Here is a 21626-nt window from a genome sequence, read left to right on the forward strand (position 1 = left end):
ACGTTCAGTCGTCGAGGTCAGCGTTGGTATGCGGGAGGATTGAAGCCCGCGAATCGCTGCTGGGTCACGGACTTGAACGCGGCCGACTGGTAGGCCTCGCGAATGTCGGTCACAAACGGCCGGTTGAGATCCGTCGTGCGCACGGCGACGAGGTTCATGTAGTAGTCGGGAATCGCCTCGAGCTTCAGCGCCGACGTCAGCGACAGCCCCGACGCCAGTGCGAAATTGCCATTGACGAAGGCATAGTCGACATCGTCGAGCGAGCGCGGCAGCTGTGCCGCCTCTAGCTGAACGAGCTTGAGCTTGTGCGGATTGCCCTCGATGTCGCGCTCCGACGCGCGTACGGCGTCCGTGCCCGGCTTGAGCGTGACCCAGCCGATCTGCTGCAGGATCGCGATCGCGCGGGCGAGATTGGTCGGATCGTTCGGCAGCGACACCGTCGCGCCGGCCTTCACGTCCTGCAGCGACTTGTGCTTGCGGCTGTAGATGCCGATCGGGGCGGTCGGCACCTTCACGACCTCCGAGAGCTGAAGCTTGCGGTCCGAAGAGAACTTCCTGAGGTAGACCTCGTGCTGGAACGCGTTGGCGTCGATCGCGCCATCGGCCAGCGCGAGGTTAGGCTGCACGTAGTCGCTGAACTCGACGATCGTCACCTTGTAGCCGCGTTGCTCGAGGATCGGCTTGATCCCGTAACGGACCTGGTCCGCGTACGGACCGGCCGTCGCGCCGAAGCGAATCTCCTTCTTGTCCGCGTCGGCGGCGCCTGCGGCATGGACCACGCTGCCCGCGATCAATGCCGCCAGCATGGCCAGCGTGCGCCGGCGAAGGCTCGTTCCTGCTTTCATGTTCACTCCCCTGAGTCTCTGGTTGGTATATGTCCGCTATGCGGATCTGGAACGTTGTGCCGCGCGGTCGCGCGACAGGAAAGGCGGACGCGCGAGCCCGAGGTGCTCCCGCAGCGTCTTGCCGATCAGATGGCGAACTGGAACGCAAGCGGCACGTGTTCGTTCGTGACGGGGATCTCCGGCAGCAGCGGTGGCGCCGCCGCTTCCGAGGGCTTGTCGCCGAACTCGCGCAGTACAGCATCACGGATGCGGGAGAACGCGGGCGCGGAGCGCTCGCGGGGATGCGTCAGGTCGACCGGCACGATGCGCCGGATGCGCCCGGGACGCGGTTCCATCACCACCACACGTTCGCCGAGGTAGACCGCTTCCTCGACGTCATGGGTGACGAGGATCATCGTGATGCCCTCGGCCTGCCAGATACGGTGCAGTTCCTGCTGGAGGTAGGCGCGCGTCAGCGCGTCCAGCGCGCCGAACGGCTCGTCCAGCAGCAGGATGTCCGGACGCGTGACGAGCGCCCGCGCGATGGCGACGCGCTGCGACATGCCGCCGGAGAGCTGGTACGGGTACGCGTGTTCGAAGCCGCCCAGTCCGACCAGGTCGATATGCGACTGCACCGTGCGGAACTTGTCGCCCTCGCTCAGACCGCTGTTCAGCAGCGCCAGCGAGATGTTCTGTTCGACCGTGAGCCAGGGAAACAACCGATGCTCCTGAAACACGATGCCGCGCTGCAGGCTCGTGCCGACGACACGCTTGCCGTCGAGCAGGATCTCGCCGCGATACTCCTCCTCCAGCCCCACGATCAGCCGAAGCAGCGTGGACTTGCCGCAGCCGCTGGTGCCCACGACGCTGACGAACTCTCCGGGCTGGATCGACAGTGTGATGTCGTCCAGCACGGGCAGGGCCGCGCCCTTGACGTCGTACTGCTTGGACAGATGCGAGATATCGAGCGTGCCGGCGTGAGCCATCGGCGTGTCTCCGTGCGAAGGGTAATTGTCAGTGCGCCGCGACCGAGCGGCCGCGCCAGCGCAGCAGCCGGGCCTCGATATGGCCGGCGATCCAGTTGAGCGTGAAGCCGACGAGGCCGACCACGATGACGCCGAACAGCACGAGGTCCATCCAGAAGTTCTCGCGGCCGTCGATCATCGTGTTGCCGATGCCCTTGCCCGAGACGAGCAGATATTCCGCGCCCAGCGTCGCCAGCCATGCATAGATCAGGGCGAGATGGATGCCCGCGAAGATCGAGGGCGATGCGGCGGGCAATACGACACGCCACAGCGTCTGCCCGCGCGTGAACCGGAGCACGCGCGCTACCTCGAGCAGATCGGCCGGCACGCCGCGGATGCCTTCGAACGTATTGAGCACGACGGGAAAGAACGCGGCCAGCGAGAGGAACACGACCTTGGCGGTGTCGCCAAGGCCGAACCAGACCGAGATCAGCGGAATCCACGCGAAGAGCGAGATCTGCTTGACCGTGTGGAACGTGGGGCCAACCATTTTCTCGAACAATCGGGAGAGGCCGAGCGCCGTGCCGAACACGAGGCCCACGGTTGTACCGATGGCAAAGCCCGCGAGGTCGCGCCACAGGCTCGCGGCCAGCGCCGTGAACAGCTTGCCGCTCGCGATCTGTTCGACCGCCGTGTCCCACACCTTCGACGGTGCTACGAGCAACGGCGACTTCGACCACCCGAAGGCGACGGCGGCCCACCAGAGCGCGATCAGCACGGCCGGCAGGACCCAGCCGCGCAGGGCGCGCGGAATGCCCAGATTGCGTCTGGCAGTGCCGCCGCGTGCGAATGTCGACTCGCTCATCCCCGTGTCTCCCTCAGAATCCGGGCTTGCGCCACCGCAGCACGACGCGCTCGGCGCGCGCCAGCAACTGGTCGAGCGTGAAGCCGATCGCCCCGACCACGATGACGGCGGCGATGACCATATCCAGCTGGAACAGCTGCCGTCCGTACACGATCATGTAGCCAAGTCCTTCCGACGACGCGAGCAATTCCACGACGACGAGCGCGAGCCACGCATGCGTGAGTCCGTAGCGAATGCCGTTCCACACAGGCGCGGCGGCGGCGGGAAAGATCACGCGCGACAGCGTCTGCCAGCGCGACAGCCGAAGCACCCGCGCCACCTCGAGGTAGGCGGCCGGCACGTTGCCGATGCCCTTGTACGTATTGATCGCGATGGGCACGAGTGCCGCCTTGGCGATGAGGATGATCTTGAGCGCCTCGTCGATGCCGACGAGCAGCATCAGCAGTGGCAGCCATCCGAGCACGGGCACCTGGCTGAATGCCTTGAACGTCGGATAGACATAGTCGCGGAAGCGCGGCGACAGGCCCATCGCCGTGCCCAGCGACAGTCCGGCGACGAGGCCGATGCCGAACCCGCCCGCCACGCGCAGCGCGCTGACGCGCAGGTTGTCCCAGAGCTCGCCGCTCGCGTGGAGGTCCGCCAGCGTGTGCGCCACGGCCTCGGGCGTCGGCAATACCTGCGGTGGAATCCATTCGAAGCGCGCCGCGACATACCAGATGGCCAGCAGCGCGAGCGGCACGGGCCAGGCCAGCAGCACATCCACGAGATGGCGCCGGTAACCGTCGATGGCGACCGCGGACCGCGGCGCCTCCAGCGCAAGCGAGTCGGTAGCCATTACGCCCCCAGGATCTTGCCGTCCGGCTGGTAGATGGGCCAGTAGGTCTGCAGCTTGAGGTCCTCGAGCGCAGTCCGCAGGTAGCGCTGGTCGATCCACTGGTCGACGTCGAAGCGCGCGCGGCTCAGGCGGAACCGATAGGCCTGCTCGACGGCGTCCTTGTACCGCGCGACCAGGAACGAATCGAAGTTTGGATTGAGGCGGACGCGCAGCGGTTCACCGTCGAAGTCTTCCTTCCAGTGTTCGTACGGCGTGCCCGCGCGCGCCCAGGTGCGGAGCACTTCTTCGCGGTTCTTCTCGTCGGAAGCCCAGCGCGCGGACTCGACGGCGGTGCGCACGAACTGCTGCGTGGCCTCCGGATAGCGGTTGAGGAAATCTTCGGTCACCAGCACGTGGCTCTGACGCGTATAGATCGGCGACTGGCCCTTGCTCGTGTACAGGACGCGCACGGCGCCCTTGTCGCGCAGGCGCAGGATGTCCATGGCGCCGATCGCCGCGTCGATATCGCGCGTGGTCAGCGCCGCGAGGTAGCCCGCGGTGTCGAGGTTCAGCAGCCGCACGTCCTTCTCGGTCAGGCCCTGCGATTCCAGCAGGCGCAGTGCCGGCAGATGCATATTGGTGCCCTTGAACAGCGACACGCGCTTGCCGCGCAGTTCGGCCACCGTCTTGAGCGGCGAATCGGGGGGGACGCCGATATAGATGTTGGTGCGCACGCCGGTGGCCAGCACCAGCCGAGTCCTGAGCCCCGCGGCGCGCGCGACGATCGCCGGGAGGTCTCCCTGCAGCGCGAAGTCCAGTTGCCGGTTGGTCAGCGCCTCGTTGACGGCGGGGCCCGCGCCCTTGAAGAAGTACCACTCGATGCGGGTACCCGCGGGCTTGAACGCCTCTTCGACCCAGCCCTTGGCATGGGCGATGGAAAGCGAGCTGCCAGCGAACGTCGGCGGTGTGCCGGTGGCGGGCTGCGCCACGCCGATACGGATGACCTCGGGGCGCGCTGAGGCGGATGGCGCACTGAATGCGCTGAACGGCGTCAGCGCGGAGAGCGAGGCCAGCGTGGCGGCGGTGCCCAGTCCATGACGGCCGATGGTCCGCAGTGCCCGCCGACGGGCGGGATCGACTTGCGTGTCGGCGTGCGGCAGGTGCGAAGCGTAGGGCAAATCGTTCCGATCGGACATGGGGCGCGTGGTGGGTTGGAGGCCGACACACACGATACGCGGCGGTGCCGCGTCCGGCGAACGAAGGAATTTGCGGAACGATATGGGACCGCACCGCATATGGGCATGCGGGTTTTGCGCGATCAACGGCCTGTTCTGACAGCACGTTGCGCGACTGTCCTACAAAACCCGGGCGGCGCGTTTTCTACACTGTCCAGTGAGCCGCTTCCAACGCGATGCCAAGCGTACATCGGGGAAGCGCCGACGAACTGACCGACAGGAGCGTAATCATGAACAAGGACCAGGTGAAGGGTCGCGTGACCGAGGCCAAGGGCAAGGCGAAGGAACTTGCCGGCAAGCTGACGGGGAAGACGTCCACCGAGATCAAGGGCAAGGCCCAGCAAGTGGCCGGCCGGACGCAGGCGGGCTACGGCGATGCCAAGGAAGACATGAAGAAGAACCCGCGTTAAGCCAGGTCTTCAAGTCTTCCAGAGACGAAGGGAGTGGGGCGCGAGCCCCGCTCCTTTTTATTTGACTTCAGGCAGCAACCGCCCGGGGTTCAGCAGGTTCTTCGGATCCAGCGCCCGCTTGACCTGCCACATGAGTTCCAGCTCGACGGACGATTTGTATTGCAGCAGGTCGTCGCGCTTGGCCACGCCAATCCCGTGCTCGGCCGAGATCGAGCCGTTTTCAGCATGGGCGAGCCCATCCACGAGGTCCGACACGGGCTTGTACCACTGCGTCAGGAAGGACCTGGCATCCCGATCGCGCGGGCGCAGCGGATTGAAGTGGACGTTGCCGTCGCCCATATGGCCATAGATGACCATGCGCGTGGCCGGCTCCAGCGCCAGCACCTCCGCCGACGCCTTCTCGATGAACTGCGCGATGCGCGACACGGGCACAGAGATATCGCACTTGATGCTGCCGCCGGTGCGCGTCTGGGCATCGGAGATTTCCTCCCGAATGCGCCAGAACTGCTGCACATCGGCGAGGCTCGACGCCACGGCCGCATCGACGACGAGCCCGGCCTCGAGACCCGCTTCCAGGATCTCCATCAGCGTGCCGTTGAGCGTTTCCTCGTCGGTGCCCGACGTGAGCTCGATCAGCACCATCCAGTCGTGTCGGCTTTCCAGCGGCGACGGCATGTTGCCGAGGTATTCGAGCACCAGCTCCAGCGCGGGGGCGGAGATCAGTTCGAAGGCCGTCACCGCGCCGCCTGACAGCGCCCGCGCGCGGCCCAGCAACTCGACGGCGGCCTCCGGATTCCGCACCGCGACGAACGCCATGGCGGTCGAACGCGGCTGCGGCATCAGCTTGAGCACGGCGCCGGTGATGATGCCGAGCGTGCCTTCCGCACCGATGAACAGATGCTTGAGGTCGTAGCCCGTGTTGTCCTTGCGCAGTCCTTTCAGCGATGAAAACACGCGGCCGTCGGGCAGCACGACCTCGATACCGAGCACGAGGTCGCGCATATTCCCATAGCGCAGCACCGCGGTACCGCCCGCATTCGTCGAGAGATTGCCGCCGATCTGGCAGGAACCTTCCGAGCCGATGCGGAGCGGAAACAGGCGCCCGGCTTCGTCGGCGGCCGCGCGCGCGGCGGACAGCGTCACGCCGGCTTCCACGGTCATCGTGTCGTTGACCGTATCGATCGCCAGCACGCGATGCATCTTCCTGAGACTGATGACCACCGCGGTGCCGCTGTCGTCGGGCACCGCGCCCCCCATCAACGACGTGTTGCCGCCTTGCGGGACCACGGGCACATCGTGCGCATGGCACCACGCCATGACGCGGCTGACTTGCTCGGTCGTGGCCGGCATGACGACCACGGGCGACTTGCCGCGATAGAGGCGGCGATAGTCCGTGACGTAGGCTTCGGTGTCGGCCTCGGCGGTCAGGCAGCCGCCCGCGCCGACGATGTCCTGCATCGCGGCCAGCAGCGTATCAGGAGTGGGAGGAGTGGAGGGAGTGGGGGAAGCGGTCATCGTGAATCGGAACGCGGTTAGTAGGCGGCGCCGGGCGCGGCAATATTGGCGGCGCGATCCGGCAGGAACTCCGCCGCCAGCCGGCGCGCGGCGTTGGCATAGACCAGCACGTCCACGCCGGTGGCGACAAACGTGCAGCCCAGCTCCAGATAGCGGCGCGCGAGCGCGTTGTCGGAGGTCAGCGTCCCGGCCGCCTTGCCGCTCGCCACGATCGTGCGCATGGCGGATTCTATCTGCGCCTGCACGTCCGGGTGTCCGGGATTGCCGCGATGGCCCATCGACGCGGCCAGGTCGGCGGGGCCGATGAACACGCCATGCACGCCATCCACCGCGCAGATCGCTTCCAGATTCTGCATGGCGGTGACCGTCTCGGCCTGCACCAGCAGGCAGACCTCGTCGTCGGCCACGGCAAGGTAGTCCTTGCGCGCCGACCATTGCGACACGCGCGCCACGGCGCTGCCCACGCCGCGCACGCCGAGCGGCGGGTAGCGCGTCGCGCGCACGAGGCCGGCGGCCTGCTCGGCGGTGTCGACCATCGGAATCAGCAGCGTGCGCGCGCCGATATCGAGCAGTTGCTTGATCAGCGCGGTCTCGCCCGATACCGCGCGGACGACGGCCTGCGAACGGTAGGGGCCGAGGGCCTGCAGCGTCGCGAGGATCGATCGCACGTCATTGGGCGCATGCTCGCCGTCCACCAGCAGCCAGTCGAAGCCCGCGGTGGCGGTGACCTCCGCGAGATAGGACGAGGCGGCGGACATCCAGAGGCCGATCTGCGGTTGGCCGGCGGCCAGCGCGGCCTTGAACGGGTTGTGGGCGGGCATGCGGTCTCCTTGGTGTCGATGCTTTTTGGGTGATGGCGACGGGCTGAACGATGAATTCAACCCAACTGCCCCTGGCACAGATACTTGGTATGCATGTAATCGTCAAGCCCATGGCGCGACCCCTCGCGGCCGTAACCGGACTCCTTCACGCCGCCAAACGGCGCCGCCTCAGACGCGAGCGCCCCCTCGTTGATGCCGACGATCCCGGTCTCCAGCGCCTGTGCCACGCGCCAGATGCGCCGTACATCGTTCGAATAGAAGTATGCAGCCAGCCCAAACGGCGTGTCGTTGGCATCGCGGATCACCTCCTCCTCGTGACTGAAGCGAAAGACCGGCGCGACCGGGCCGAAGGTTTCCTCGCCGGCCAGCGCCATCTCGGGCGTGGCGCGCGTGAGCACCGTGGGCGCGTAGTAGTGCGGGCCATCCTCCGTCCGCACGCGCTCGCCCCCGACCACGACATGGGCGCCTTTTTCGACCGCATCGCGCACGTGCCGGTCGATCTTGGCGACGGCGCGCGCGTTGATCATCGGACCGATTTGCGATGCATCGTCACTGGCGGGTCCCACGCGCAGTGCCGACACGCGCCTGGCCAGCTTGCCGACGAAGATGTCGTGCACGCCCGCCTGCACATAGATGCGGTTCGGGCAGACGCAGGTCTGGCCGCCATTGCGGAACTTGGCGGCCATCAGGCCTTCCACGGCCGCGTCCACGTCCGCATCGTCGAACACGATGAAGGGCGCATTGCCGCCGAGTTCGAGCGAGAGCTTCTTGAGCGTGCCGGCCGACTCGCGCGCGAGGTGCTTGCCCACGGGCGTGGAACCCGTGAACGTGATCTTGCGCACGCGGCTGTCCGCGAGCCACGCGTCGACGACGGCGGGGGTCCGCACGCGCGACGCCGTGACGATATTGAGCACGCCGCGCGGCAGTCCCGCCTGCTCCGCCAGGTAGACGAGCGCCAGCGCGGTCAGAGGTGTGTCCTCGGCGGGCTTGCAGACGACCGCGCAGCCGGCCGCGAGCGCGGGCGCGATCTTGCGCGCGATCATGGCGAGCGGGAAATTCCACGGCGTGATGGCCGCTACCACACCGACCGGCTCCTTCAGGACGATCATCTTGCGGCCAGGCACTGCCTCGGCCACGACATCGCCGCAGATACGCGTCGCTTCCTCCGCGAACCACTCCACGTACGAGGCGCCATAGCGGACTTCGCCCAGGCTCTCGTGCATGGGCTTGCCCTGCTCGGCGGAGATGATGCGCGCGAGGTCCTGCTCGTTGGCGAGGATCAGCGCGTGCCAGCGCTTGATCAGTTGCGCGCGCTCGCGAGCGGTGCGGCGGCTCCAGTCCGGAAAGGCCGCGTGCGCGGCATCGGCCGCCGCCCTCGCGTCGCCGGCATCGCTATCGGGCACACGCGCGATGACCTCCCCCGTGGCGGGGTCGGTCACCTCGAAGCGTTGCGAGGCATCGCGCCATTGTTGGTCGATGAAATTCTGCTGGCGCAGCAGTGCGCGCACGGTGAGGGTAGTCAGCATGATGCGTGGGAGGAAGGTCTGGAGGCGCGGCCGGAGGGCTGGAGGCGGGCGGTCAGCTCACGATGCCGACGTGCCAGGGCACGAATTCATGGTCGCCGAGCCCGAGCAATTCGCTCTTGGTCGGCTCACCCGATGCGGCACGCAGGATGTGTTCGAAGATGCGTTCGCCGAGTTGCGCCACGGACAGTTCGCCGTCGAGCACGACGCCGCAGTTGATGTCCATATCCTCTTCGAGCCGGCGATACATCGGCGTGTTCGAGGCGAGCTTGATCGTCGGCGCGGGCTTGGATCCGAACATGGAGCCCCGGCCCGTGGTAAAGCAGATGAGGTTGGCGCCGCTGGCGATCTGGCCAGTCGCGGCCACGGGGTCGTAGCCGGGCGAGTCCATGAAGACGAAGCCGGCCTTGTCGATCGGCTCGGCGTACTCGTACACGGCCTGCAGCGGGGTGGTGCCGCCCTTCATTGCCGAGCCGAGCGATTTCTCGAAAATGTTGGCCAGGCCACCCTGCTGGTTGCCGTGACCGACCACGCCATTGAACTGTGCGTTATGGCCCGCCGTATACCGTTCCCACCAGGCGAGGCGGTCGAGCAGCTTCTGGCCGACCTCGGGCGTGACCGCGCGGCGCGTGAGCATGTATTCGACGCCATGGATCTCGGGCGTCTCCGACAGGATAGCGGTGCCGCCATGGCGCACAAGGATGTCCATCGCCGCGCCGAGCGCGGGGTTCGCCGTGATGCCGGAGAAGCCATCCGAGCCGCCGCATTCGAGGCCGATCTTGAGATGGCTCGCGCTCACGCGCTCGCGCTGGCAGGCATTGGCGCGCGGCAGCATCGACTCGACCGCGCGGATGCCCGCCTCGATCGTGGCGCGCGTGCCGCCCGTGTCCTGCATGACGAGGGTGTGCAGCTGTTCTCCGGGGGCGAGGCTCGACGCCAGCCCCTGCGATTCGACCAGCCCATTCACCTGATTGCGTTCGCAGCCGAGTCCGACGATCAGCACGCCGGCCAGATTCGCATGCCGGGCATAGCCGGCAATCGTCCGGCGCAGCAGATCGAAATGCTCGCTCGGCGACGACATGCCGCAGCCGCTGCTCTGCGCGAAGGCCACCACCCCGTCGACGTTCGGATAATCCGCCAGCCGTTCGCGCGTGAAATGCGCGGCGATATGCTTGATCACCGTGGCCGAGCAGTTCACCGACGCCAGGATGCCGATGAAATTGCGCGTGCCCACGCGGCCATCGGGCCGCACGTAGCCGAGGAACGTCGCGCGCTCGGACTCGGGCACGTACTCGACCGGCCGCACGTCCTGGCAGAACGCGGGGTCGCGGTAGAAGTCCACGAGCCGCAGGTTGTGGCTGTGGACGTGGTCGCCCGCGGCGATGTCGCGGTCCGCCACGCCGATCACGGTGTCGTACTTGCGCACCTGTTCCCCGCGGGCAATCGCGCGCGCGGCAATCTTGTGGCCGGCGGGCACCTGCGCGCGCATGCGCACGCCGAGTGCGTCGAGGTGCTGGCCCAGCGTGAGATCGCCGCGGGCGATCAGCACGTTGTCGTTGGCATGCAGGCGGATGACGGGGGGCTGGGTCACGGTAGGTTCTTGAGAATGAGGATCAGCTCTGCGCGAGCATCTCCTTGAGTTTGAGGCGCTGGATCAGCTGCGTTTCCTGCTCGTACACCTCGGAGACGTACTTGCGGTAGTCGGGGCCGTCGAGGTACATGATCGGCGCGTCGATGCGCGCGGCCACGGTCTTGAACTCGGGGCTCGCCACGGCCGCGCGGAACGCGTCGCGCAGCTTCTTCTCGATGTCGGCCGGCAGACCCTTCGGCGCGCCGATGCCATTGGGGGCCTCGACCACGACGTTGTAGCCGAGCTCCTTGAGCGTCGGTGCATTGCTGAAGCGCGGCGTGCGTTGCTCGCCCCAGGTGGCCAGCAGGCGCATCTTGCCGGCCTCGACGTGCGGCGCCCACGAACTGGAATCGGCCAGCAGGTCCACCTGGTTGGCCAGCACGTCCTGCAGCGCGGCCGAGCCGCCCTTGTAGGCGATGGCGTTGAACTTGACGCCGGCGGCCAGCGCGAACTGCTCCATGCCGACGTGCGTGGCGCCGCCGATCCCCGCGTGCGCATAGGTGACGCGGCCCGGATGCGCCTTGGCCTCCGCCACCACGTCTGCCAGCGTCTTGAAGCGCGAGCCGTCGGGCACGGCGATGCCGAAGGTCTGGCCCGACGTGCGGGCGAGGTAGGTGAGTTCCTTGCGCGGGTCGAGCTGCAGCATGCCGAGTTGCGAGAACCGCGCGACCGAGATCGGGATCTGGCCAATGGTGTAGCCGTCGGGTGTGGCGCGGGCCAGCGCCTTGGTGCCGATCATGCCCGACGCGCCGGCGCGGTTCTCCACCACGATCGACTGCTTGAGGATGCCCGAGGCCACCTGGCACAGCGCGCGCATCGACTGGTCCGCGGTGCCGCCGACGGGCCATGGGCAGATGAACGTGATAGGACGGTCGGGATACTCGGCGGCGCGGGCGATGCGCGGGGCCAGCAGGCTGGCCGTGCCGGTGGCGGCTGCGGCGGTGGCGGCGGCGCTGCCGAGCAGCAGGCGGCGGCGCATGAGGCTCGCGGGGAGGCGGTCGGTCATGGGGAAGGTCTCCTTGTTCTCGTCGCGGCGGTTCTTGCCGGCGCGATCGTGATGCGATTCTGATCGGTAAAGCCATAACCATCCAATAGATCATTGGCATGGCTTCATAACCTTTCGGTTACATAGCATTACCGGTAGACTCGCGTCCATGGCCCATATCGACCGCGCATTCCGCTCCAACATCAAGCTGCGTCACCTGCAACTGCTCGTTGCGCTGGACGAGTTCCGGCATCTGGGCCGCACGGCGGAATTCCTGTCGGTCAGCCAGCCCGCGATTTCCAAGGTCCTCGCCGAGGTCGAGAAGATGCTCGGCATGACCCTGTTCACGCGCTCCACGCGCGGCACGGAGCCCACGCCGGCCGGCGAGTCGCTGGTGCGCTTCGCGCGCTCGGTGCTCGCGCAATACGACGTGACGCGCGACGAGATCGAGGCCGTGGCCAGCGGCGCCGCGGGCCGTGTGCGGGTGGGATCGATGGGCGCCGCGTTGCCGGTGCTGCTGGCCAATGCGGTGGCGCGGGTCAAGCAACGGTCGCCGCGCGCGACGGTGCTGATCGAGGAAGGCGACCTCACGCATCTGCTGCCGCGGCTGCGATTGTCCGAGCTCGATGTGGTCGTCGGGCGGCTCGAGCCCGCCTATGCGGCGCCCGACCTCGTCACGGAAGCGTTATACGACGAACCGATGGTGGCGATTGTCGCGGCGGGGCATCCGCTGTCGCGCAAGAGACGCGTGGACTGGGGCGATCTGTCGCGGCATCCACTGGTGTTGCCACCGCCGTGGGCGTCGCTGCGCGTCAAGATCGAGCAGGCGTTCGTCCGGCATGGGCAGGACCTGCCGGCCGATCTCATCGAGTCGTCGTCGTACTTCGCCGTGACGACGTTCGTCGCCCAGCGGCAGGCGGTGGGCTTCGTCGCGCGATCGGTGGGGCAGCAGATGCAGGCGGAGGGCCGCTTCCATGTCCTGCCGATGGCGGTGGAGGTGGAACTGCCGCCCATCGGCCTGATGACGCTCCGCGACCGCCGGCCCGCGCCGGGCGCCACCGCGCTCATCGCATGCCTGCACGACGCGGCACGCGACATCGCGCGCGCCAACCGTCCGCCCGGAAAGACGGGCCGGCGCGCGCATTCGGTCGTGTAGGGAAGCGTGTGGGAACGCGGGGGAACGCGCGGGGACGCGCTGACGGTTCAGTATGCCTTGAGCCGCGTGACGGTGATGCCGTTGACCGTCAGTTCCGGCAGGCGCTGCAGCCATTGCTGAACGTACGCGGCCCTGACGTGCTCCTGGAACGCGGTCTCGTCGCGGAATACCTCGTAGAACACGAAACGTCCGGGCGCATCGAGTTGTTCGTGCAGGACGTAGGTGACCACGCCGGCTTCGCCACGCGTGGCGGCGATCAGCGGCACGGTGGCGGCGCGCAGGTCGTTCTCCTTGCCAGGTTTCGCCTGAACGGTAGCCACCGTGACGAGGTGGCCTTCGGCCCGCGTGCCTTTCGCGGCCGTCGCCGGCGGAGACGACGGTGAAGCGCAGGCACCCAGCAGCAGCGCGGCGGCGATCGGAAGGGCGATTGGAAGGGCGGTTGGAAGGGCAATCGGAAGCAGCGATCGGTGGCGGTGATGCACGATGTCGGTCCCCTGGGTGTGGCACGCCTCAACGGTAGTGCCGGGACTCACGCGTCATCGAGTTAAATCTGGTGAAGCGGCGTGAAGCCGTTCAGCCATCGATGTCGCCGAGCATGATCGCATCGAGCCCAGCGCCCGACCGCACCATCGGCCAGACTTTCTCGCCGCCATCGACCTGGAAGTCCACGAACACCGTCCGGTCCTTCAGCCGGAGCGCTTCCCGGATGGCGGGCTCGACGTCCGCCTCGCGCTCCACCCGCAGGCCGACGTGCCCATACGCGCGCGCGAGGATCGTAAAGTCCGGCAACGCTTCCATGTACGACTCGGAGTAGCGCTGGCCATAGTCCACGTGCTGCAGTTGCCGGACCATGCCGAGGTAGCCGTTGTTCAGCGTGAAGATCTTCACGGGCAGGTTGTACTGCGTGCAGGTAGACAGTTCCTGAATGCACATCTGAATCGACCCGTCGCCGGTGATCACGCACACGTCGCTATCCGGAAACGCGCGCTTGACGCCCATTGCGTAAGGCAGTCCCACACCCATCGTCCCCAGCCCGCCCGAGTTGATCCACTTGCGCGGAGACTGAAAGCGGTAATGCTGCGCGGCCCACATCTGGTGCTGGCCGACGTCCGAACAGATATAGGCGTTGTCGCCCGCAATCTCGCTGAGCTTCTCGATCACGTACTGCGGCTTGATGAGCACGCCGTCGCGCTGGTAATCGAGGCAACGCCGCGCGCGCCATTCGTCGACCGAGCGCCACCACGCCTCGCGCGCCGAGGGCGCAACGGCCGGCTGTTCGCGGAGCGCCGCATTCAGCTTCCGCAGCACGCGCCGCGCGTCGCCGACGATCGGCACCGTCGGCTTCACGCGCTTGCCGATGCTCGCCGGATCGATATCGATATGGATGATCTGGCGCGGCACCGCGCAGAAGGCGTCGACCTTGCCGATGACGCGGTCGTCGAAGCGCGCGCCGACCGCGATGAGCACATCGCACGCCTGCATCGCGCGATTGGCCTCGTACGTGCCATGCATCCCCGGCATGCCGAGATACCTCGGCTCGGTCGCCGGCACGAGGCCAAGCGCCATGAGCGTGGTAGTGATCGGCGCATCGACAAGGCGCGCCAGCTCCACGACTTCCGCGCCGGCGTCCGCCATCAACGCACCGCCGCCGACGTAGACGTAGGGCCGCTGCGCGTTCCGCAGCGCCTGCACGGCCTGACGGATCTGCCCGTCGTGCCCCTCGAGCTGCGGACGGTACGAGCGGATATCGATGCGCTCGGGCCACTGGAACGTGCCTTCGGCGAGCGCGACGTCCTTCGGGATATCGACGAGCACTGGACCGGGCCGCCCCGTGCGCGCGATATGGAACGCCTTGCGCAGCGTCAGCGCGAGGTCGTTGACGTCGCGCACGAGAAAGTTGTGCTTGACCACCGGGCGCGTGATGCCGACCGCGTCGCATTCCTGGAACGCGTCCTCGCCGATCATGCTCGTCGGCACGTTGCCGGAGATGACGACCATCGGGATCGAGTCGAAGTACGCGGTGGCGATACCGGTGACGGCATTGGTCACGCCCGGACCCGACGTGACGAGCGCCACGCCGACCTTGCCGGTCGCGCGCGCGTACCCGTCGGCCGCGTGCACGGCCGCCTGCTCGTGCCTGACCAGCAGATGGCGCGGCGCGTCTTCCGCGGCGAGCGCATCGTAGATCGGCAGCACCGCACCGCCCGGATAGCCCCAGATCTCCGATACGCCTTCACGCCGTAGTGCTTCCACGACCATCTCCGCGCCACGCATGGTGACGGTCGGGGCAGCGGCTTTGGCACGAAACTCGGCGATCGGCATGTTCACGGGAAAGGCTCCATTTGGCTCGATTGGACAATGGAAACAGTCTAGGGAGACATGCCCGGTACAAGCTGCCGAATCCGCATGGATTCCCTCACATGACAGCGCAATGTTCCGTCGATCGCCGATTACGCGGCAGGAACTGCGGCATGCCTCACGCGTGTGCCACGCATTGCTTCGTCAACGCGATCAGCCGCTGCGCGATCGGGGAGCGATTGTCGCGCCGCCAGACCAGTTCGAGCGGCAGTTGCAGGTCGAGGTCGTCGAGCTTCAGGAACTTGACCGACGCGCTGGCTTGCGCGGCCGCCTGCTCCGGCAAAATCGCGCAGCCCATGCCCGCCATGACAAGCGTCAGCAGCGAGTTGTTGTCGGTGCCTTCCATCACCACTTTTGGCATGAAGCCGGCCCCATGGAAATGCGCGATGAGCCGGTCGTGGTAGTAGGCCGTGACGCTGCGCGGAATCCACACGAAGTCGCGTCCATTGAGGTCGGCGAGCCGGCGGGGCGGGCGCGCCGTCCATTGCGGTTCGTTGGGCACGGCCAGCGCGAGCCGCTGCGTGGAGATGAGCATGCCGTCGAGCGCGGGATCATCCGCCGGACGGAAGTACAGGAAGCCCGCGTCGAGTTCGCCTGTCCGGATCAGATCGACCTGCGGACCCGAGATGACCTGCCTGACCGATACCGAGACATCGGGCGACTGCTCGCGAAACTGCCGCAGGATCTCGGCCACCACGGGTAACAGCTGATGCAGGATGGTCAGGCCGATGGCCAGATTGCCGAGCCTGCCGCTGGCGGCCTCTACGGCGCGCTGCCTGGCGGCGTCGAGATCTTCGAGGGCTCTTGCCGTGTCGTGGAGGAATTGCGCGCCCGCCGCGGTCAGCGTCATGCCGCGCGGCTGGCGTTCGAACAGTGGCACGCCCAGCTCCTCCTCTAGCCGCTGCAGTTGCTTGGTCAGCGCGGGTTGCGCCAGGCCGTGCGCGCGCGCCGCCTTGTTGATCGATCCTTCCCGCGCGACGCTCGCGAAATACCGTAACTGCCGCAGTTCCATGATGGCTCTCTGATGTATTCCATGAAGTTATTGCTGCGATCTCCGGAATATATATTCGGGAATAGCATGATTTCAAGCATTTGCCTTTCCGCACATTCTTTGTCGCATCGAAGCACGCGTAAGGAAAGAAACGGAAATGTCGATCGTCAACACGCTGGAGGCCCGGCTGCCCGCATTGCGGCAGCTTCGGCAAACGCTGCATGCCACCCCCGAACTTGGCTTTGCCGAGCATCGCACCGGCGACCTCATCGCCGGGGAACTGGAGCGGCTGGGAATCCCGTATCACCGCGGCATCGGCAAGACGGGTCTTGTCGGTGTCATCGAGGGCAGGCGGCAGACGCGCGGGCGCGCGATCGGCCTGCGCGCGGACATGGACGCGCTGCCGCTGCACGAGCAGACGCAGTTGCCCTATGCCTCGTGCTGTCCCGGCCGGATGCATGCATGCGGCCATGACGGCCACGTCACGATGCTGCTTGCCGCGGCCGCGTACCTGAGCGAGACGCGCGCGTTCGACGGCACCGTCTACCTCGTGTTCCAGCCGGGGGAGGAGGGATACGCCGGCGCGCGGGAGATGGTCGAGGACGGACTGTTCGAGCGCTTTCCCGTCGAGCAGGTCTACGCGCTGCACAACTGGCCGACGCTGCCGCTTGGCACGCTGTCGATCGCGCCCGGCCCCGCGATGGCCGCGACCGATCGTATCGAAATCGAGGTCTTCGGGGTCGGCGGACACGGCGGCGTGTCGCCGCACAAGTGCGTGGACCCCGTGCTGGTGGCCGCGCACGTAATTACCGCAGTGCAGAGCATCGTCAGCCGCAACGTGCCAGCACTGGATGCGGCCGTCATCAGCCTGTGCGCGATCCAGGGCGGGCAGATGGACGGCTTCGCGGTGATCCCGGACAGCGTGAAGATCGTCGGTACCGCGCGCTCGCTCACGGCCGCCATGCAGACGCTGCTGGAGACGCGGCTGCACGAGGTGGTGCGGGGCGTCGCCACGGCCTTCGGCGCGCGCGCCACGGTCACCTACGAGCGGCTGTTCCCGATGACCGTCAACGATCCCGAGGCCGCCGCCTTCGCGACCGACGTCGCCGTGGAACTGTTCGGCCGCGAGCAGGTGGTGGCGCGTCCGCAGCCGAGTCTCGGCGGAGAAGACTTCGCATTCATGCTGCAGCGGCGTCCGGGCGCGTACGTGCACTTCGGTACCGGATCGCCGGGCGGCGGAGATCACGGCCTCCATAGCCCCCACTTCGATTTCAACGACGCCGCCATCCCGCTCGGCGGCGCGTACCTCGCGCGCCTCGCGGAACGCGCGCTTCCCATGGCATAGCGCCATTCCCCCAAAAGAACGCAGGAACGCTTCCCCCATGTCCAAGTCCACAACGCACCAGATCGCGGCAGCGGTCATCGGCAATGCTCTCGAGTGGTACGACTTCATCGTCTTCGGATTCATGACGGCAGTCATCTCTGCCGTGTTCTTTCCGGCGGAGAACGCCTATGCCTCGCTGCTGCTGACCACCGCGAGCTTCGGCATTGGCTTCGTGCTGCGACCGATCGGCGGCATCCTCATCGGCGCGTATGCGGACCGCAGGGGCCGGCGTGCCGCGTTGCAGCTGATCATCCTCCTCATGACCGTCGCCACCGCGATGATCGCGTTCGCGCCGCCGTACGCGGCCATCGGCGTGGCAAGTTCGGTCATGATTATCGTGGCCCGCATGCTGCAGGGGCTCGCGACCGGCGGTGAATTTGCGAGCGCCACAGCGTTTCTTGTGGAGATGGCGCCGCCCCATCGCCGCGGCCTCTACGGATCCTGGCAGATGTTCGGGCAGGGGCTAGCCATGTTGCTGGGCGCCGGTGTCGCGGCGCTGATCACGGGTCTGCTGCCGCGCGACAGCCTGCATGCATGGGGGTGGCGCGTTCCCTTTCTCGTAGGATTGCTGATCGCGCCGGTCGGCATCTGGATTCGCCACCATCTCAGCGAGACCGCGGACATCGCCGAGGCCGCCGGCGGTGGCGAGCCGGGGGCGGGCGTTGGAAGCGTCGGCAACGTGGTGGGCCAGACGCTCATGCAGCATCGCCGGGGCCTGCTGGCCAGCTTTCTGCTCACCACGTCGGCGACGATCTCGTTCTACGTGCTGGTCATTTACCTGCCGACGTATGCGAACAAGACGCTCGGCATCGCGCTGGAGAGCGCGTTCATCGCGCAGTGCATCGGCATCGCGGTGATGATCGCGACCATTCCGCTGTGCGGCGCCCTGTCGGACCGTATCGGCCGGCAGACCGTGCTGCGCACCGCGTTGATCCTGTCGGTCCTGCTGATGTATCCGTGCTTCCAGTGGCTTATCGCCAGCCCGGGCTTCGCGCGCTTCATGTGGATGCAGATCCTGCTGTGCGGCATTTTCGGGGCGTTCCTCGGCCCGTTCTCGTCCGCGGTCGCGGAGCAGTTCCCGCAGCGTATCCGCTCCACCGGCATGGCCGTGAGCTACAACGTGGCGGTGATGATCTTCGGCGGCTTCGCGCAGTTCATCCTGACGTGGCTGCTGCACGTGACCGGCTCCCCGATGACCCCCGCGTTCTACCTGCTGTTCGGCGCGTGCGCGGGGTTGATCGGGAGCCTGGCGATGGCGCGGAAGGATAAGGCGTTGCCCTTCAGTTACGCGGGAAATCCTCCTGCAGCACACGCCGAGCCGAGTCGGCAATCATGACGACGGCGCCCGACAGCATCAGCACGTCCTTCAGCACGAGGCGGCCGGCGCCCGACAGGTAGGGGAAGCCGTATTGCGCATCGCCGAGGTTGGCCACCCAGGCTTCCGGCGTGGTGATCAGGAAGGACAGCGTGACCACCGGCGTGAGGAATGCGAGCACCGAACCGACCAGGCCGAGCTTGTTGGAGAACAGGTACGACAGCACGAGCAGCCCGATGACGATTTCCACGATACCGAGGCCGTTGGAGAACGCGTACGTGTGGTTGGCGACCTGCCATGCCCGTTGCGCGAGGTCCAGTTGCCCTTCGTGCGTCAGGTGGGCATGGTACAGCTCGGGATGCGCGTAGAAGAAGCGCATGAACGGGCTGTTGGCCACGAAGGGCGTGATGCTGTCGGCTTCGTAAGGCACGAACTTCAGCGCGCCGATCCACAGGAAAACGATGGCGACGCCGATGCGGATCAGCGGGATGCCGAGGCGGTCGAGCCGGCTGGCGACGGTGAGAAGGTTGCGTGCGTTCATGATGATGACTCCTGGCTGAGATGGGAAAGCGCGATGCGCGCTGGCTTGACTCCATGCTATGCAGTCGCCATGTGACGCGGACGACCGATCGGCTCAGCTTTTGTCTCGATCGTCTCAGTCTTCACCACGATTAACATCCGGCCGCCGGTCGCTTGAATAGGATGGATAGACGCGCGGCGTGGGGCTTCGCTATTCACTGAAGGAGATCGCAGTGAGCAAGGGCAAAGTGCTGATCGTTGGTTCGAATGCCAACAAGGTCGAGATACAGGGTGGCGGCTGGGGCGCCACGGGCCAGTATCTGAACGAAACCGTCGTGCCGGCCATGGCCGTGATCGAGGCGGGCTACGAGGTGGTGCTGGCCACGCCGGACGGTACCAAGATGACGCTCGACGCGGCGTCTGACGCCGCCGCGCATTTCGGCGGCGACGAGGCGGCGTACAAGCGCGCGCGCCAGTTCTGGGACAGCGATCCCGTCATGAACAACGTGCGCACGCTGCAGTCCGTGATCGACGAGGGGCTCGACCGCTATGCCGGCGTCTTCATTCCCGGCGGCCAGGCGCCCGTCGTCGATCTGATGCAGAACGCCGAGCTGAGGACGATCCTTCAGCATTTCCACGAGAAAGCCAAGCCCACCGCGATGCTTTGCCATGGCCCGATCTCCGTCGCGGCGGCGATGCCGCACGCGCGCGAGTTCCGCGCGGCGCTGATCGCCGGCGATCCGGAGAAGGCGAAGGAATGGGCCAGGGGATGGCAGTACGCGGGCTACAAGATGACCGTGTTCTCGGCCACGGAGGAGAAGTACGTCGAGGACAACATCCTCAAGGCGAAGATCTACTTCGACATGCCCTACGCGCTGCGGACCGCGGGCGGCGAGGTAATCATCAATCCGAAGGACTTCGCGCCGCACGTGGTCGAGGATCGTGAACTCATCACTGGGCAGAATCCGGCCTCCGACCATCCGATCGCCGAAAAGCTCGTTGCCGCCCTCAATCGCACCACCGCTTGATACAGAGAAGGAGCCCGACCATGGCGCACCACAAGATCATGGCCATCCTGACCGCCCGGGACGGCAAGTCGGAGGAACTGATGGCGTTGCTCGCGACCATGGTCGCCCCGTCCCGCGCGGAGCCCGGCAACCTGCGCTGGGACATCTGGCGCGACGTAGGGGACGCGAACCGCTTCGTGCTGGACGAGCTCTATGCGGATGCGGCCGCGATCGATCATCACCGCGCCACGCCGCATTTCCAGCACTACCTGTCGCGCGTCAACGATCTGGCGACGCGCATCGCGGTGGTGGCGGAACCCGTGCAGGTCGGGTGACGGCGCCGGACCGATCACTCGACCACCGCGCGCTCAGCCCAGCGCGCGCACGGAGCTGCTGATCGCGCGCGCGCTCTGCAGCAGCGGCGGCGCCAGTCGCCGCTCGGTATCCTCGACGCTCCACCGCGCCGTAGGCGCCACGACGTGGATGGCGCCGAGCGGCCGTCCCTTGCCGCCGACAATCGGCGACGCGATGGTCATGTCGCCCAGAAACAGCTCCTCCGAATTCATCGCATAGCCGCGTACCCGCGCCTTTTGCAGTTCCGCCATGACGTCGTCCACGGACGTGAGCGTGAAGGAGGTATGCGCGATACGCGCGGACTGTTCGACGATGGCGCGCGCTTCGCCGTCAGGCAGCGCGCTGAGATAGGCGCGGCCCGATGCCGTGCAATACATGGGAATCCGGCTGCCGATCGGCATGTGCACCGGCACGAAATGCGCGCTGACGAAACGCGCGAGGTACACCATCTCGTCGCCATCGGGCTCCGTCAGACAGGTCGTCTCCGCGGTGACCTTGGTCAGCTCGGACAGGAACGGATTGGCCACGTCGATCAGCGGATCCGCCGCCAGATAGTTGTAGCCGACCTTCATCACCTGCAGCGTCAGCTGGTAGCGGCGCGTCTGCGGATGCTTGCGCAGATAGCCCAGCTGCTCGAGCGTGAAAACCATCCGCTGCGCCGAACTCTTGTTGATGCCCGCCACCTCGGCGATCTCCGCGATGGTCATCGTGCGGCGGGACGCGCTGAAGGCGGCCAGCACCGCCAGCCCCTTTTCCAGCGACTGGTTGAACAGCTGACTCGATTCCGTCTGAGAAGTTGGCATCACGCGTGACCGGTGGCGAGGAGGTTGAAGAATCGCATATCGATTCGTCTGATGCAACTAATGGTTTTCGCGGATTAAAAAGCGATGGATGTTCATCGACTATTGGCATACAGGTTGCGTAGCAAATGTGCCGCGCACCTTCGCGCGCCCCC

General features: G+C 66.7%; 21 protein-coding genes. 6 read left to right on the forward strand and 15 right to left on the reverse strand.

Annotated features, from left to right (window positions below; translation table 11 throughout):
* Window positions 1-17: 17 nt before the first annotated feature.
* The 5 genes from KHP16_RS13230 to KHP16_RS13250 all read right to left on the reverse strand — a co-directional run bounded on the left by KHP16_RS13230 (window position 18) and on the right by KHP16_RS13250 (window position 4664).
* Window positions 18-845 carry a MetQ/NlpA family ABC transporter substrate-binding protein gene (locus KHP16_RS13230; RefSeq protein ID WP_115952962.1) on the reverse strand — a complete coding sequence of 276 codons (828 nt, stop codon included), beginning with the start codon at window positions 843-845 and terminating at the stop codon, window positions 18-20.
* Window positions 846-970: 125 nt separating this feature from the next.
* The gene (locus tag KHP16_RS13235) at window positions 971-1810 is read right to left on the reverse strand and encodes an ABC transporter ATP-binding protein (protein ID WP_211960359.1); all 840 of its coding nucleotides are present in this window, start codon (window positions 1808-1810) and stop codon (window positions 971-973) included.
* Between the two features lie 28 nt (window positions 1811-1838).
* A complete protein-coding gene (locus tag KHP16_RS13240) occupies window positions 1839-2654 on the reverse strand; it encodes an ABC transporter permease (RefSeq protein WP_211960360.1) in 816 nt (271 codons plus the stop codon).
* Window positions 2655-2667: 13 nt separating this feature from the next.
* On the reverse strand, window positions 2668-3489 hold the full coding sequence (locus KHP16_RS13245; RefSeq protein ID WP_179593661.1) for an ABC transporter permease: 822 nt from the start codon (window positions 3487-3489) through the stop codon (window positions 2668-2670).
* A complete protein-coding gene (locus KHP16_RS13250; protein WP_211960361.1) occupies window positions 3489-4664 on the reverse strand; it encodes an ABC transporter substrate-binding protein in 1176 nt (391 codons plus the stop codon). Before KHP16_RS13250 ends, KHP16_RS13245 begins: the two co-directional genes overlap by 1 nt.
* Window positions 4665-4933: 269 nt before the next feature.
* Here KHP16_RS13250 and KHP16_RS13255 point away from each other — a divergent pair, with 269 nt between their 5' ends.
* A complete protein-coding gene (locus tag KHP16_RS13255) occupies window positions 4934-5113 on the forward strand; it encodes a CsbD family protein (protein ID WP_109582867.1) in 180 nt (59 codons plus the stop codon).
* Between the two features lie 57 nt (window positions 5114-5170).
* Here the strand turns inward: KHP16_RS13255 and KHP16_RS13260 are convergent, their stop codons facing one another.
* The 5 genes from KHP16_RS13260 to KHP16_RS13280 form a co-directional block, all read right to left on the reverse strand.
* Window positions 5171-6571: an FAD-binding oxidoreductase gene (locus tag KHP16_RS13260; protein WP_179594024.1), complete on the reverse strand. Its 1401-nt coding sequence runs from the start codon at window positions 6569-6571 to the stop codon at window positions 5171-5173.
* Window positions 6572-6645: 74 nt separating this feature from the next.
* Complete coding sequence (locus tag KHP16_RS13265; protein WP_115952959.1) at window positions 6646-7449, reverse strand: aldolase/citrate lyase family protein; 804 nt, start codon at window positions 7447-7449, stop codon at window positions 6646-6648.
* Window positions 7450-7505: 56 nt separating this feature from the next.
* The gene (locus tag KHP16_RS13270) at window positions 7506-8975 is read right to left on the reverse strand and encodes an NAD-dependent succinate-semialdehyde dehydrogenase (RefSeq protein WP_211960362.1); all 1470 of its coding nucleotides are present in this window, start codon (window positions 8973-8975) and stop codon (window positions 7506-7508) included.
* Window positions 8976-9027: 52 nt separating this feature from the next.
* Window positions 9028-10563 carry a UxaA family hydrolase gene (locus KHP16_RS13275; protein WP_211960363.1) on the reverse strand — a complete coding sequence of 512 codons (1536 nt, stop codon included), beginning with the start codon at window positions 10561-10563 and terminating at the stop codon, window positions 9028-9030.
* A 22-nt stretch (window positions 10564-10585) separates the two neighbouring features.
* Window positions 10586-11608 (reverse strand): tripartite tricarboxylate transporter substrate binding protein, encoded by a 1023-nt coding sequence (locus KHP16_RS13280; RefSeq protein ID WP_109582862.1) that lies wholly within the window; start codon window positions 11606-11608, stop codon window positions 10586-10588.
* 148 nt (window positions 11609-11756) lie between these two features.
* Between KHP16_RS13280 and KHP16_RS13285 the strand changes: the two genes are divergently transcribed.
* Window positions 11757-12743, forward strand: a complete 987-nt coding sequence (locus KHP16_RS13285; RefSeq protein WP_179593659.1) for a LysR substrate-binding domain-containing protein — start codon at window positions 11757-11759, stop codon at window positions 12741-12743.
* Window positions 12744-12790: 47 nt separating this feature from the next.
* Here the strand turns inward: KHP16_RS13285 and KHP16_RS13290 are convergent, their stop codons facing one another.
* From KHP16_RS13290 to KHP16_RS13300, 3 genes are all read right to left on the reverse strand, one after another.
* Window positions 12791-13225, reverse strand: coding sequence for a putative quinol monooxygenase (locus KHP16_RS13290; protein ID WP_211960364.1), 435 nt, complete (start codon window positions 13223-13225; stop codon window positions 12791-12793).
* 91 nt (window positions 13226-13316) lie between these two features.
* Window positions 13317-15071: a biosynthetic-type acetolactate synthase large subunit gene (ilvB, locus tag KHP16_RS13295; protein WP_415831081.1), complete on the reverse strand. Its 1755-nt coding sequence runs from the start codon at window positions 15069-15071 to the stop codon at window positions 13317-13319.
* A gap of 148 nt (window positions 15072-15219) precedes the next feature.
* Complete coding sequence (locus KHP16_RS13300; RefSeq protein ID WP_115952954.1) at window positions 15220-16113, reverse strand: LysR family transcriptional regulator; 894 nt, start codon at window positions 16111-16113, stop codon at window positions 15220-15222.
* 136 nt (window positions 16114-16249) lie between these two features.
* Between KHP16_RS13300 and KHP16_RS13305 the strand changes: the two genes are divergently transcribed.
* The gene (locus tag KHP16_RS13305; RefSeq protein WP_115952953.1) at window positions 16250-17437 is read left to right on the forward strand and encodes a M20 aminoacylase family protein; all 1188 of its coding nucleotides are present in this window, start codon (window positions 16250-16252) and stop codon (window positions 17435-17437) included.
* A 37-nt stretch (window positions 17438-17474) separates the two neighbouring features.
* Window positions 17475-18812, forward strand: coding sequence for an MFS transporter (locus KHP16_RS13310; RefSeq protein ID WP_211960365.1), 1338 nt, complete (start codon window positions 17475-17477; stop codon window positions 18810-18812).
* Here the strand turns inward: KHP16_RS13310 and rclC are convergent.
* Window positions 18757-19332: a reactive chlorine resistance membrane protein RclC gene (gene rclC, locus KHP16_RS13315; protein WP_115952951.1), complete on the reverse strand. Its 576-nt coding sequence runs from the start codon at window positions 19330-19332 to the stop codon at window positions 18757-18759. The two genes, KHP16_RS13310 and rclC, sit on opposite strands and share 56 nt — an antisense overlap.
* 211 nt (window positions 19333-19543) lie before the next feature.
* Between rclC and KHP16_RS13320 the strand changes: the two genes are divergently transcribed.
* On the forward strand, window positions 19544-20338 hold the full coding sequence (locus KHP16_RS13320; RefSeq protein ID WP_109582855.1) for a type 1 glutamine amidotransferase domain-containing protein: 795 nt from the start codon (window positions 19544-19546) through the stop codon (window positions 20336-20338).
* Between the two features lie 20 nt (window positions 20339-20358).
* Window positions 20359-20652 carry a putative quinol monooxygenase gene (locus KHP16_RS13325; RefSeq protein WP_109582854.1) on the forward strand — a complete coding sequence of 98 codons (294 nt, stop codon included), beginning with the start codon at window positions 20359-20361 and terminating at the stop codon, window positions 20650-20652.
* Between the two features lie 33 nt (window positions 20653-20685).
* Here KHP16_RS13325 and KHP16_RS13330 read toward each other — a convergent pair whose 3' ends face one another.
* On the reverse strand, window positions 20686-21474 hold the full coding sequence (locus tag KHP16_RS13330; protein ID WP_121491374.1) for an IclR family transcriptional regulator: 789 nt from the start codon (window positions 21472-21474) through the stop codon (window positions 20686-20688).
* Window positions 21475-21626 lie beyond the last annotated feature (152 nt).

This window comes from Cupriavidus plantarum, assembly GCF_905397285.1.
Lineage (GTDB): Bacteria > Pseudomonadota > Gammaproteobacteria > Burkholderiales > Burkholderiaceae > Cupriavidus > Cupriavidus plantarum.